The sequence below is a fragment of the Microcoleus sp. F4-D5 genome (assembly GCF_036704885.1).
Classification (GTDB): Bacteria; Cyanobacteriota; Cyanobacteriia; order Cyanobacteriales; family Microcoleaceae; genus Microcoleus.
In genome coordinates this window covers 41335-56260 of the sequence record NZ_JAUBSX010000016.1, presented here as the reverse complement: position 1 = coordinate 56260, position 14926 = coordinate 41335, and the positions used below count along the sequence as shown (strand labels likewise).

7 protein-coding genes are annotated in these 14926 nt (G+C 47.7%); all 7 read right to left on the bottom strand.

The genetic code is table 11. The annotated features are described in order from the left end of the window. Positions 1-215: 215 nt before the first annotated feature. The gene (locus tag QUA80_RS10360) at positions 216-5684 is read right to left on the bottom strand and encodes an AAA family ATPase (protein ID WP_333423833.1); all 5469 of its coding nucleotides are present in this window, start codon (positions 5682-5684) and stop codon (positions 216-218) included. 746 nt (positions 5685-6430) lie between these two features. Further along, entirely contained in the window at positions 6431-7906 is a 1476-nt protein-coding gene (locus tag QUA80_RS10355; protein WP_333423831.1) for an NAD(P)/FAD-dependent oxidoreductase, read from the bottom strand. 295 nt (positions 7907-8201) lie between these two features. Continuing rightward, positions 8202-9467: a threonine-phosphate decarboxylase gene (locus tag QUA80_RS10350; RefSeq protein ID WP_333423829.1), complete on the bottom strand. Its 1266-nt coding sequence runs from the start codon at positions 9465-9467 to the stop codon at positions 8202-8204. A gap of 15 nt (positions 9468-9482) precedes the next feature. Then, positions 9483-9797: an HU family DNA-binding protein gene (locus QUA80_RS10345; protein WP_333423827.1), complete on the bottom strand. Its 315-nt coding sequence runs from the start codon at positions 9795-9797 to the stop codon at positions 9483-9485. Positions 9798-10499: 702 nt separating this feature from the next. Next, the gene (locus QUA80_RS10340) at positions 10500-12887 is read right to left on the bottom strand and encodes an AMIN domain-containing protein (protein ID WP_333423825.1); all 2388 of its coding nucleotides are present in this window, start codon (positions 12885-12887) and stop codon (positions 10500-10502) included. A gap of 291 nt (positions 12888-13178) precedes the next feature. Continuing rightward, positions 13179-13982, bottom strand: coding sequence for a pilus assembly protein PilO (locus QUA80_RS10335; RefSeq protein WP_333423823.1), 804 nt, complete (start codon positions 13980-13982; stop codon positions 13179-13181). Further along, positions 13979-14893, bottom strand: a complete 915-nt coding sequence (locus QUA80_RS10330; RefSeq protein WP_333423821.1) for a PilN domain-containing protein — start codon at positions 14891-14893, stop codon at positions 13979-13981. Before QUA80_RS10330 ends, QUA80_RS10335 begins: the two co-directional genes overlap by 4 nt. Positions 14894-14926 lie beyond the last annotated feature (33 nt).

Here is a 14926-nt window from a genome sequence, read left to right as displayed (position 1 = left end):
TGCAAACCGCTGTCTCAATCACGAATAAGGTGCGGGCGGAGGATACGGAAATTAGTCTAGATTATTTGTTTCCCTAGTCCATAGGTTGCTAGTTCCTAGCACGAAAACCCCTAGCTTGTTGCTCGTTCCCCGTGCCCCGTTTCCTGTTTCTTCTAATAACGTGGCTTGTAATTGCGAGGCGGCGCTAATTGCGCTAAAGACCTACTGCGAACTGCTCACGCCGGAATAGAAATCACGAACTCCGAACCCAGCCCGAGGGAGGAATTCACCACTAATGTACCTCCATGTTTTTCCACAATAATTTGGCGGGCTATAGACAATCCCAATCCGGTTCCTTGACCCACAGACTTGGTGGTGAATAAGTGGTTAAAGATGTTTTCCTTGACTTCGTTCGACATCCCCACTCCATTATCCTTAATCCGAATCACAACCTGATTTTTGGATTCGCTCAGAGCCGTGTGAACCGTGATTTTATTGGGTAGAGCTTTAATTTCCTGAAAACTGCGCCCTTTATTTGACTCCTCCAGAGCGTCAATGGCATTTGCCAGTACGTTCATAAATACCTGGTTCAACTGTCCCGGAAAGCATTTGACTAGGGGCAATTTACCGTACTCTTTCACTACTTCAATGGCGGGGCGGAACTCGCTGGCTTTTAAACGGTGCTTGAGAATTAACAGAGTGCTTTCGAGTCCGTCGTGAATATTGAAAGAAACTGGTCGATCGCTATCTGCCCTCGAAAACGTTCTCAAACTCGTACTGATATTGCGGATGCGCTCGACTCCTTCCTGCATCGAGCCAATCAATTTGGGCAAATCTTCTCGCAAATATTCTAAGTCTATATCCTCAATTTTTTCTTCAACTTTAGCTCCTGGCTTGGGAAAACTATCTTGATATACATCGATTAGCTCGAACAAATCTTGTAGGTATTCTTGAGCCGGTTGCAAGTTGCCGGCGATAAAGCCTACGGGATTGTTAATTTCGTGGGCTACCCCTGCGACTAAATTGCCGAGAGCAGACATCTTCTCACCCTGTACCAATTGCAACTGCATCTGTTTGAGATCCTGGATAGACTGCTCTAGTTTTTGGGCATATTCCTGAGATTGTTGATACAGTCGGGCGTTCTGTAAGGAAATTGCAGCTTGCGAGCACAGGATGTTGAGGATGGCGACGCGATCGCCCGTGAATACCCCTGTTGCTAAATTATTTTCTAAATACAAAATCCCCATCATTTTGCCTCGCTCGCCGATCGGAGTGCAAAGCAGGCTCTGAGCTTGGTGTTGGATCAGGTAGGGGTCAGATGCAAATCTTGGTTGAGTGCTAGCATCATCAAAAACTAGGGTTTCTTTTGTACGTTTGACGTAGTTAATTAGGGTTAGAGGAATTACTTCGCTCTCCTCCACCGGAATCGATCGCAGAAGGCAGTCTTGACCGTTTGTGCAGTGGACGTTTACCCTCCAGTTTCCCTCTTCCTTCAAAATTAATACTCCGCTTTGTGCTCCGGCATTTTGCACTACTACTTGCATCAAAGTAGTCAGCAATTGCTCTAGTTCTATTTCACTAGAGAGAGCTTGAGAAGCTTTGATAACTGTCGGCAAATCTACTACCCCCCAACTGCTGGTGCTACCGACAAGTGTTCTATCTCTGTTAGATAGGGATGATTCACTGCTGGAGGTGTGAGTTGTTTCGGTCGGATTCTGGCGACTTCGATCCGGTTGCAGGATGGGAGCCAGTAATTGGGGATAGCGCTGTTCTAGATGGTCAACTTTTGCTTTGGCTCCCCACTTGGCGTAGGCATAGTAAGCATCAATTAGATAAGGTTGGGCGAGTTTTTCTTTGCCCCATTCTAAGTAGAATTTGGCTGCGAGTTCGTGAGCTAGTGCTTCTTCATTGATGTACTCGTTTTCTTTAGCGAGGGCGATCGCCTTGTCGTACATCTCGATCGCTTCTATTTTTTGGTTTAAAACCCGATGCCGTTGGGCCTCTACTAAATAGAATTTATGCAGGTGATTCATGGGGGCATGATGCGCCCATTTTTTGATTTTTTCTTGATTAGCTTGTACTCGGTCGAGAAGTTCCTGTTGTTCTGACTCTGGAGTCTCAGAATACACCGCCAATCTCACTAGAGAATCGTAGAAATAGAAGATGGCAATAATGAACTGTCCTGTTGCTGCATCTAAATAATTTTCTGCTTGATTAAGATTAAACAGTGCTTGCGAGTAATTTTCAAACGCATAACAAAGCACAACTTTGTTCACATAAAAGTAAAGAAGTGCCATCTGGTCGTTGTTACGCTGATGAAGTGGCAGCATTTTTTCTTCGTCGTATGCTTCTCCTTTAAGAAGACATGGATTTTGGTTTTTTCCCATCATGTTTAAGACGGATTGCCACCAAATTTCCTGATAGTGCAGCGATGTTTCTTGCTTAATTTTAAGAATTGCCTCCCAGTAAGTTGCTATCTCTCGCTCAACAAAGGTCAGTTCGTTGCCAAGAAAATACGAGTAGTAGCTGTACGCCATGATGGCATAGCCAGCATATTCTAACTCTCCTGTTTCCAGCCCAGTAGAGAAAGCTGACAGCAAAGGTTCTAAAGTATTTCTGAGGTGTTCGTTCCAATGTAGAACACCAGCATTTACCGCGTGGCACGTCTTAGTTGCAATTTCTTTAGCATTCAACTTTGATACCAGACTTAAAGCTAATTGACCGAACTGATAGCTTGAATCTATATCTCCTACAACTCCGCCGAGAAGCAAACTATATACGGCATAAGCAAAGGGAGACACAGAAGCATTGCCATATTGAACGGATAAATCGATCTGTTTGCAAACTACTAAAGGCACCAGTGAAGGAACTCCAAAGTAGCAAGGAGAAAATATGCTTGACAGAATTCTTATAGTTGCTAGTTGATGAGGATCGGTCATCTGAGGAAGATCGATTAAGTCTTCCATTCGCGTTCCACTCAAAATTGACGCAGTTTCCCCTAGTGCTTGCCCAATATCAGATGGGTTTGGCGAGGAAGGAAATTCTACTCCCAACAGCTTTAAGACTTGCAGCCCCGTATTAACTGCTTCTAGCAGTTTGTTCTGAGCCATATAAGCTAGAATCTGGACTTCGTACACCTTCACTTTGTCCAGTAACGATATAGCTTGTTGCAATACTAAATCAGCCAATTTCTGCATTCCTTCAAAATCGCCGTTCAGATATGCAGCTTCTGCTGCTTCTTCATGCAGCGCCAAAGTGAGTTGATACTGACTCTCCCAGCTATTAGTTGTCAGTAATTCCCTTCCGGAGTTCAAATATTCAGTAGCAGCAGCGTAGGCTGTTGAAGCTTTAGCTTTCTTTCCAGCAACCAAATTTAATTGGGCTAATTCATGGCGTTCTGCCTGTTCAGTAATTAATTCTGCTCCCACATTTAAGTGGTTGACAATATCGAAGATTCTTTCTTCTCGATCGGCTGATGGCGTATTCTTTAATAACAGTTGACCGATTTTTAAGTGAGTCGATCGCTTTTGGTCTGAGGGAATCAGGGAATAGGCAGCTTGTTGCACTCGGTCATGCAAAAACTTGTATTTCGCTAACTGGTCATTAGTAATTGCTAATTGGTCACATTTACCATTGCTAATTACCGATTCCCCATGACCCTCTGCTTGATAAAACTTATAAATTTCACTAATTGGTAAAATCAGTCCTTCTTGCAGTGCCTTCCATAAAGCGGATGCGGTTTCTACTGGAGATTTTTCATCAACAATTGCCAATGTCCCTAAATCGAACTGATTGCCAATACAGGCTGCTAACTTCAAGACTTCCTGTGTCTGGGCTGGCAACTTTTGCAACCCAAGCGCCACAAACTCAACCACATCATCGGTGATTGCTAGCGATCGCACTCTGGCAATATCGCATTGCCAATAGCGGGAATCAAAGTTAAATTCAATCAGTCCATCTTCGTGTAAAGATTTAAGAAATTGCGTGACAAAAAATGGATTGCCTTTAGTTTTCTGAGCAACTAATTCTGTCAGTGGTGCTGCTAACGCTTTAGAACAATTAAGAGTATCGGCAACCAGAGAATTTACATCAGAGCGATCGAGCGGCGCTAAGGTAATTGTATTCACCTTTGCTTCATTTTTTTGAATCTCCGCTAACGTCAGCATCAACGGGTGGGCTGGAAAAACTTCGTTATCCCGATAAGCTCCTATTAGGAAAAGATAGCGTTTATCTATATCGCTCATTAGCAGTTGCATCAACTTCAACGATGCCCCATCTGCCCATTGCAAATCGTCTAAAAATATAACCAGGGGATGTTCTTTTGTTGTGAAGACTTGAATGAATTTCTCAAACAACAAATTGAAGCGATTTTGAGCGGCACTGCCAGCAAGTTCTGGGACTGGCGGTTGCTGTCCAATAATTCTTTCTAATTCGGGAATTACTTCCACAATCGCCCCAGCGCTATCGCCCAAAGCTGCCAAAATTTCCGATTTCCACTGCTCGACTTTGGCATCTGTTTCCGATAGCAAGTGCCCAATTAAATCGCGAAAAGCTTGGACAAATGCCCAGAAGGGAAGATTGCGTTGAAATTGGTCGAATTTGCCTTTAATAAAGTAGCCGCGCTGCCGCACTATAGGTTTGTGAACTTCGTTGACGACGGCGGTTTTACCAATCCCGGAGAAACCCGAAACGAGCATCATTTCTGTGTTGCCTGCACTCACCCGGTCAAAGGCGGCTAGCAACGAGAATACTTCGCTTTCTCTACCGTACAATTTTTCGGGGATGATGAAGCGATCGCACAAATCTCGCTGCCCTAAATCAAAGTTAACGATTTTTCCTGTCTGTTTCAACTGGTACAAGCAAGTTTCTAAGTCGTACTTGAGTCCCAGGGCGCTTTGATAGCGGTCTTCAGCATTCTTCGCCATCAGTTTGCTGATAATAAGAGACAGCACCAATGGAACGCTACTGTTAACTTTTGAGGCTGCCAGCGGTTGTTTGGCGAGGTGGCAGTGTACCAAATCCATTGGATCGTCTGTTTGGAATGGTAATTTTCCTGTTAGTAATTCGTAGAATGTTACTCCTAGCGAGTAGAAATCTGTGCGGTAATCAATGCCTCGGTTCATCCGCCCAGTTTGTTCGGGAGATATGTAGGGTAATGTGCCTTCGAGGACGTTGGGATTTTGAATTTCTTGAGTTTCGCGCGGCAGCAGGGAAGCGATACTCAAATCAATCAGCTTGACTTCTTTGCTGGTGGGGTTAATTAGAATGTTGGCGGGCTTGAGGTCTTTATGGATGACTCGGTGGCGATGAAGTCCGTCCAGGGCGCTGGCTATTTGAATCGCCACGGGAAAAAACTCGTTAACGGGCAAGCCTTCTAGATGTTCCTCGCTCGCGGATGCAATACTTGAGAGGTAGCTACTTAAGGAAATTCCGCCAAAGTCTTCCATCACCAGAGCATAGCGGTTATGATAGCTCTCCAGGCTGTATGCCTTGACAATGCCGGGGATATTTAAGTTTTTAGCAATGACGTACTGGTTGCGGAAGTGAACCAGTTCGTTGAAGCTGGGAAAGTCATTTCGCAGCAGTTTGATCGCGACGGGTTGCCCGTTTGAACACCGAATGCCGCGATAAACTAGAGTTCGATTTCCGGCGTATATTTGCTCGTTAATGTGATATCCTAGGAAAAGTTTTGTGATTTCAGTCATATCTACGTATTCCTATTGCTTCTGTCAAACCAGAAGCTTCTGAGAGTTACTATCTACTATTTTGGCTCGCTCTGCTGTGGTATTCAGTGAATTACATTTTTCTTAATATACTTTGTGGCTCAACTTATGAAAGCGCAAGTTTAAAACAATACTTGAATTTTTTATGCAAGAGATGTTTATAGTTGAGTTAAGACTAAGTAGAAGATGAAGAAGGCTAAGGCTGATTGAAAGCCAGCAGTTGATAGAACAGGAATTTAAGGGGCTAATCAGGTAATTAAGAGTATTTTTAAAACCGATGCTTGAATGCGATCGCCTATTAAATCTTAATGTCTAGTTTAGGTAAGAATTTAATGTCATTAGTACAATTCGGGCGGAGCGGAATTTCAAGCGGGAAGCATAAGAAATTGAGTTTGTGTGTCAGATTTGGGATAAATTGGGATTCGGAATTCATGAGCTCGCCAGCCGAATTACAGCATATCCCATGTAAATGTAGATCGCGAGAAACCGGGTTTCTAGCAACAGAATCAATCATGATGCGAGAACTTTAAAGAAACCCGGTTTCTGGGGTGTACTTCATAAACCTGGAATACGCTGTATTTGTCCAGATGCCAAAACAAGCTGCGCCAATATCATAAGTGAATCAGGCATTTAATGGCAAAATTCATAAGCAGACTATGGAACTAGCCCAAGTCAATTATATTTTGCCGCTCACATACTTACAATTACCAATTACCCCTTTGATTTTTTTACTTCCAATACCTGCGCCAGTGAAACAAATTCTCCCACAAATTTTGCATAAAAGTGTTGCTGCCCAAGCGCTGCGACTCCCAAGCAGCAGCAGTTTGACCGTTAATTGCCGAAAAACTCGACCAAATATAAGGAAGTTCGCCGATCGCCTCAACCTTCATCCCGTGACGCACAGCCAAAGCGATCGCGTGAATCAACTCAGCAGCTTGCGGCCCCACAATACTCGCTCCCAAAATTTCTCCGTTGCGACGCCCGACAATCTTACAAAAACCAGTTGTCTCGCCGCACATTTGAGCTCTTTCAACATTCTTAAAATATTCCCGACAAACAATGAGATCGTCTCCAAACCTGCGCCTTGCTTGCGCTTCAGTCAAGCCAACCCTCGCCAATTGCGGATCGGAAAAAATAGCCCAAGGAATCCCGCGATAATCTATTTGAAACAGCGGCAAAAACAAAGCATTTTTCACAGCAACCGCAGCTTCGCAATTAGCGATGTGAGGGAACGGATAACCCCCAGCAACATCGCCGATCGCATAAATGCGGCGATTAGTTGTTTGCAGCTTTTCATTTAAAATCACCCCCCGATCGCTGAATTTAACCCTAGCCGCTTCGAGATTTAACGATGAAAAATTGTGTCCTCTACCTGCAGCCAGAAAAATCTCCTCAGCTTCGATCGCCCTAGACCCAGCTTGAATCCACTTTTTACCCTCAATCTCCCTAGCTTGAGTCACCTCAGTAGCAGTCAGAATCCGCACTCCTTGAGCTTCCATTGCAGCTTGAACCAAGCCAGCAGCCTCTCGGTCTTCTTTCGTCAAAATGTGCGAACCCTTCACCACAAGCGTAACAGCAACCCCTAATCGAGCAAAAGTTTGAGCCACTTCGACACCGCTGGGATCGGCACCGATTACAGCCAAACTTTTAGGCAACTCGGGAAGTTTTGCTAATTCCCCGACAGTTTCGGAAGTAAAAAAGCCAGCAGAAGAAAGTCCTTCTATATTGGGAATCGTCGGCAGAGTTGGACAAGCCAGCAAATAACAGAGCGATCGCAATTTCCTGCCGCCGACAACAAAAGCCAAATCCGGTTTGGCAACAAACTCGCCGCTGCCGGAAATAACATCGACACCGCGAGCAGCCAAAACGCCGAGAGAATCAATTTCTGACAGATTAGAAACAACACCCTCGGCCCACTTGAGAACCCCGTCAAACCGCAATTTGATCGGCAGGGACGAATTAGCCGCTTCCCAGCGAACCCCCAATTGCTGGCGGCAGATCTGCTGGGCAAAACGAGCAGCCTCGCTCAAAGTTTGGCTGTATCTCAAACCAAGGTCGATCGACTCTTTCCCCCCGGTCGGCAAATCTTGCAAATTACTGAGGGGTTCCACCAAAGCAACGCGAGCCCGGAAACCAGTTGCAGTCAAAGCTGCATAGCGTCCGGCAGCAGTTCCACCAATAATCACTAAATCATAATCAAGCATAAATAAAGAAGTCAGTAGTCATTAGTCAGCAGTCAGCAGTCATCAGTCAGCAGTCAGCAGTCATCAGTCATTAGTTAGTAGTTTAGGACGATCCGCGCGCTGGGTCAGAAACCCGGTTTCTTCCTAGATACTTCGCTACAAAACGCAAGATTTATCATAGAAACCGGGTTTCTTGGGGATGTCCGCTCAAACGACCAATAAAATCGGTTTGTCAACTTTTATTGTTTGTTAACAATCAACAGTCAACAGTCAACCGTCAACCGTCAACCGTCAACAGTCAACCGTCAACCGTCAGCTAACGACTAATGACTTCAGCAAGTCCAGCAATCAGCCGCAAATTGTCAGCCCTTGAGCGCACAGCCACCCGAAAAAACCGATCGCCCAACTCAGGAAAACTCAAACAATCTCGAATCAGAATCCGGTGTCGTTCCAACAAACTTTTTTGAATTGAAGAAACGGACACCGACGACTCAACCAACAAGAAATTAGCCGCCCCTGAAAAAGGCTGCAAACCCGGCAAATTAGCCAAACCCTCAAACAGCTCTCGGCGAGCAACAGGCAGCCAATCCCAGGTTTGCCGCTCAAAAACAGTATCTCGCACAGCAGCAGCAGCAGCAGCAGCAGCCAAAGCATTCACAGGCCATGGATCGCGCTGCAACTGCCAGCGGCGGAGGATATCGGGATGGGCGATGGCGCAGCCCAACCGCAGTCCCGGCAGAGAATAGAATTTAGTGAGCGATCGTAAAATCACCAAATTTGGAAACTCCTCAACAGCATCGATCGAACTCTCCTGTTGTTCCGGTGGCAGAAAGTCCATAAAGGCCTCATCTACCACCACCAGACCCAACTGCTCCAAATAAGGCACAATGGTCGATCGACCAACCAGCAAACCCGTAGGATTGTGCGGGTTGTTCAGCAGCAAACCTCGTCGACGGGCATCGAGAGCAAGAGGCACCGGGAGACGCAAACAAGGGGAGACAAGGGAACGGTTAGAAACCGACAAATCATCCCTTACTAACCCGCTTCCAGCCTCCCCGTCCAGCGATTTCCGATCCAACTGAGATGTTGCACCATTCTCAATTACTTGTTTAGGAACAGGCAAGATGCCTGTGAAGCGAGAAAATTCCTCTCTCGCTTCATGGGCATCTTGCCCGTTCTTGACAATAGTGCAAGATTGAAGATCCAAAGGACATTTGAGCACCTGCGCCCCGAAAGCCGAAAGAGCCCGCCAGTAATCCCCAAAAGCCGGAGTCACCAAATAAGTCGCCTCCAGCTTCGACAAATCCCAAGCCGCCCAAGTCAACAATTCCGCCGAACCATTCCCCGGCAAAATCCAATCCGGGTCAACATTAAATGCCTCCCCCAAAGCAGTCCTCAGATCTCCATAATCCGGGTCTGGGTAAGCCGTCAGACTGCTCAAGTGTGCTTGAATTGCATCCAGGGCAGACTCAGGAGGGCCCAAAGGATTGATACTCGCAGAAAAATCGAGAATAGCAGAGGGAGGGCAGCCTGCCAGTGCGGCTGCCCAAGTTAAATTACCACCGTGTACAGGTCTAATCAAGGCTCAGTTCGCCAGCTATTCAGCGTTTTTCGGCGGTGCAACTCTGTCCTTAAACAACTTCCCTGCGGAAAATGCAGGAACTCTGGTTGCCGGGATTTCCATCTTGTCGCCAGTTTTGGGATTGCGACCCTCGCGGGCCTTGCGTTCCCGCGACTCAAACGAGCCAAAACCGACCAACGTCACCTTATCGCCATCGGAGACAGCTTCCATGATTGCTTCTAAGGCTGCACTCAACACGGCATCTGCCTGTTTTTTAGTGACACTAGCCTTTTCTGCCACTGCATCAACCAATTCACCTTTGTTCATTGCGCACTCCTTCTGGGTTTGCAAAATACGTCAAACAGATTTCAATTATTAGCTGTGAGTTATCAACTGAATTGGGGTGTGGCTTGGGAGGTTTCGGTTGTTCCCTATGGCTCCTGTCCGCTTCCCCAATTAAAAACTCCTGCTGAATACCAATTACTCTAGGGTAATTGGTCAGAAAAGGAATTTTTGTTTCTAATTGCTGAAAACCTCACAGCATCTAATTTTCACTGCATTATTCTAAAGTCTTGCCGACCGTTATGGATCGGTGGAACCTTTAATTTATATGGATTTGGACAATTTTTTTAATTAATCCCAAAATTTACGTAAAAAAATACCACCTTGGAGAGAAGATTTCTCGCCTAGGTGGATTTCAGAGCAAAAAAAGGAGAAATAGAAAGAATAAAATGTCATTTGTCAAGGGCTAAAGGAAAAATTTTTTCCTTCTTCCTTCTTTGTTTCCCCTCTTTCTTTCCCCGGTGGGACAGGGGTGTTTCATTCTCCCGAAACCTGCCAGGGACTGAAGCCCCTGTCTCATAGCTGAAGTCGTCTTCAGACGACTGAAAGAGTGATTGATAGTCCTCTTGCATAGGACTAATGAGTTCTTTAGTCCTATGCAAGAGGACTTTAGCTGTGAGACAGGGGTTTCAACCCCTGTCGGACTGTCGGACTGTCGGACTCAGGGGCAAGAGCGTGGAAAGTTGACATTAATGCCTGTTTCCTTCCTTCCTACTGCCTCGGTTGGACGGGCTGACCGCGCTGCAACAGTTGGCGGGCGTCGGGACTAATGTTGTTTTGGTAGCCAAAGTTCGATCGATCGCTGTCGTCCAAAATCTGCGGTGTCAGCAATACAATCAACTCCGCCCGCTGGTTGGTCTTATTGGTGCTCCTGAACAGCGAACCGATAATCGGCAAATCTCCCAAAATCGGAATCTTGTTCGCTTGAACCCGTTCTTCATCGCGGATAATCCCCGAAACAATCAAAGTCTGACCGTCCCGCAGGCGAATTAGCCCGGATTGCAACGATCGCTCGCCCAGCAGCGTGATCTCATTGGTGTTCGCGCCAGTCGAAAGCTGTCTAGGGTTGCCAGTGGGTGTCCTGATAATCGGGTTCACCCGCAGAGAGACAAAACCATTATCGTCAACCCGATCGATCGCCACCCCCAACTGCAAACCAGCCCTGTCTTTGACGGCCGTCACCGTTTGGGTACTTGTATTTCCGGTAGTCTGCGTTTGCGACGTGATGTTAGTTATCACCTCATCAGTAATATTCACATTCGCCGTTTCTCCTTCTTGGACAACCAGAGTCGGATCGGTCAGGATTTTGGCATTGTTGCTGGTAATAGTTGCCCGCAACGCCGACAGGAACCTCCTCGGATACTGGAACAGCGGGAACAAGCCGAACTCTGCACTTCCTGAGCCTGTCGTCGATCCAGGCTCATAATCCGTAATTCCAACTCGCGTGGGGTCATTAGTAACTGGGGCTGTCGGCTGGAGGAACACACCTTTGGCGGGGCCTTGGAGACCTTGACCTGTAAACGGCACTATACGCCGGCCGTTCGCATCGTAGAAAACATCCGGGGTTCCTAGCGGGTTGGGGACGATCGGTCGACCGTTGATCCCGTCAAGGGCAGTCCCACTGGGCGGATTGATGCCGCCAAAATTGAGACTTGCCGCCCCATTGTCATTGACGAAGAAATTATTATTAATTCCGAAAGAGAAACTGCTGTTAGTTATGTTGTTTCCCACCAAGTTGATATCGATCACCTTGACGTTGACAGCCACTTGACGGCGGCGCAAATCTAGCTGTGTCAAGAAAGCCACAGCCATGTCAACTTTGCGCGGATCTCCCACCAAAGTGATGGAATTGAGCCGAGAATCCGCCAGCACCGACAGTCCCCTCAGCAGCAGCGGCCCCGTGCCTTCCCTAGCGCCGATCGCCTTAATGTCGGGTTCCCGAATTTCCACATCCCGCGCCGCATTTCCCTGGCCCACGCTTTGAATAGTCACCCGAGTAATCGGCAGTTGAGTTTCCGCGCCTTGAGCGCTCAAAAAGTTAGCTGCATCCGTAGACCGAACTTGATTGAGCCGCAAAGTCCGAATGATAATATTGCGCGAGTCGATCGGCAAGCTAGTACCGACAAAAATCGTCCGCCCCTGGCGGTTAGCTTGCAGCCCGCTGAGCCGCAGCACGTAATTAAAGACATCTTGTACCGACTCATTTTCGATGTCCAAAGAAATCTTTGGCCCTTCATCTGAGCCGGAGGCTCCCGGCTGACCGGGCACTGCGGGCTGGCCCGGTTGAGCAGGGGCTCCGCCACCTGTAAAAGCAATGTTCAAGCCAGCAGCGCGGGCCAGCAGAGCTAAAACGTCCCGGACTGGGGCATCCCGCAGCACCAAGCGGGGGATGCGTTCTCCCGAACTCAGTTCAATATTTCCCGCCCCGGGGGCGATGTTAGACACTGCGATATCTCCCAAGGGCGGAGCAACTGCCCGCGGTTGGAAAGGCGCAGCCTGATTGGTCTGGGATTGTATTTCGCTGGGGAGGGGGGGGCGATCGTTTCTGGTAACAGTAACTTCGGGATTTGGCAGCAGCACGCCTGGGTTTTGCGAGGTGCGGACTGGGGGAGCCGGCGGGGGAGCTGTTTGGCTCAGCGGCAGTCCCGGAGGCGGCGGCGGTGCAGTTTGGGCTGACTGTACTGTACCGCCCTGTCCGGCAACGCTGAGGACGATGCTTTGGCCTTGTCCCGGAACAATTTGTCCGTTGGGAACTCCGTTGGTGCCAGCTACTACAACGCGGATGCTGTTAGCTTCTACCTGGCTGATTTCTACTGAAGAAATTCCCGGAGCGGGGTTATCTTGACGGAAGCTGTTGCCTTCGGGCAAGCGGAGCTGGGTGTTGATAATTGTGGCTTGGTAAGTATTGCCGTTATTGATGGCGAAAACTTGCGGGCGATCGCCCTTTTCTGTCGCCAGGACAATATTTACCCCATTATTTCCTTGACTTACTTGCACTCCTGTGACTTGAGTCGGCGCTGCCAAGACGGGGGCTTGGGCGATCAGAACTCCTGCAACGCTGCATAAGAGTCCTCCACTTAACCGTAGATGCTGTTTCACGTTCTCTCCTCAACTAAAATTTGTATTTGTTGTTCGCAGCCTTTTGTCGCTAGCTGCTAAACTGACTGAAAGATTCTCTAATCGAGCCTTTTTTGAAGGGAGAAGTTAGAATTAAATTCGGCAGAAACTATAATTTTTGATTGCCATCTAAAATAACTTTTTCTGGCTTTCATAATATTTTTTGATTCAACCTTGTCTCTTCTACCTTCTACCTTCTACATAAGTTCCTTTTAGATAAGTGCTAAAAAAGCGACTTTTTTGGAACCATAGCTAATATCCGCCCAAATACCGCTACTTAGCACCAGGACTCGGAGCCGGAGTTGGCGGTTTTTCTTCTTGCTTTAACGGCAGCAGTGCGTGCAAGTCAAAAGCAGTTTTAATTTTAGTTTGCGGCTGATCCACAGGGATTATTTTCCCTTTCAAGAAGTCAACTTGAAGTGCCTGAGTTGATACTAGCAATTCAGATTTCAAATTCCTCACTACTAACAGCGACTGCATCAACTCCAAGTTACGCATAAAATTGCGGGTTTGAGCGAAAGTGCCTTCAAACTCTACCTTAAATTTTTTGCGTCTGAGCTTGCCAGCCAGGGACGGCCCGAAGGACGTATCCCTGAGAATATCAGGGTCTACAGTGCCCGGCGCAGCGGTTGCTGCTGCTGGCGGGATGTCCGGCTCAAATTTGGTAATTTTAGCCTTGAGGTCGTCCCCTTGCACGCCGGCGTTGATTCTATTAACCAGTTGGGTCATGTCAAACAGCAGCGTGGTAACGCCCGTGTCGCTAGCAAACATTGCCGTCACGTTAGCCCGGCGCTGTTTTGCTTCTTCTTGCTTTGCTTCTGCTTCTGCCTTTTTTTGAATTAGAGTTTGCAATTGCAGTTGCGTTTGCCTGCTTTCGGTAATTTTTTGCTTGAATTCGCCGCTTTTTTGGAATTCGGGCAGTACGAACTGGTAGACGAGGTAGCCGGCAATTCCGAAGCCAAGTACCGCGATGCCTATTGCTTGGACTTGGGGCGTCAGCTTAATGCCGAATATTTCCTGAGTCCCTGTCTCTTCTGCTTTGCCGCCGCTGGGAATAAACTCATTTGCTGCTGTCATGGTTGTTTCACTTCTCCTTTTTGTGGTTCTAGCACTCCTTTTTCTTGAAGTGTTTCTATCCGTATTGCTAGCCCGTCTGCTTGCTTGCTCCGCAATTCGGGGAGCAACTCGGAGGCCCCCGTCGGGCTGAGCGTCGTTTCAATTTTATATTCCACCACCGGCCGCAGTTTGGGAAGTTCTGCTGCTCCTGCGTTTGGGTTGCGCACTTGTAATTGTGTGGGGTTGTTTTTTAATGTAGCCGTTACCAGTCTGGTGTCGGTGTTGAGGAAGAAAGGAGAGCGCTGGACTAGCAGCATAAAGTCGTTAACTTGAGCAAAGGTACTGGCTATCCCTGAAATTTGTACTTTTGCTGCCTGGGGCGCGACGACAGGAGTGGGAGTGGCAACCGGGGTAGGGCTGGCTGGGGACGGACTCGCCCCCGGAGATGGACTCGCTCCCGGGGAGGCGGCGGGAGTTGCTGCGGGCGGGGGAGGTGCTGCAACGGGGGAGGGACTGGGGTCGATTTGCTCGATTTTGGAAATTTGCACTCCGGCGGGAGTGCGGACACTGAGGTCTTGCAGCATTGCCGACCAAGGTTTAATTTGGTCGAATACTCCGGCTAATGCTTTGTATTCGGCGGTAACTTTGTCGGTTTCGGCGTTGATGGCTTTGATGGCGTTGGCTTGAGTGTTTAACTTTGCCAGTTCTTGGTCGATGGTTGCTTGTTCTGTGGCCAAGTTGGTATTTTCGTTAGTCGCCCACCACCAAGCGCCCATGACTGCGGCGTTGATGCCGAAGGCAAACAGCAGCGCCCCAATTAATGGGAGTTGGTCTTTGGCTCCACCGGAACTTTTTTTAGCTGAGCTTTTGGCTGCTGCGACTGGTTTGTAGTCCGGGCGGTCGTTGAGAAAATTAATATCTAGGCTGTACATGGCTTCACTCGATTTTATAGCAGAAGGAAGAAG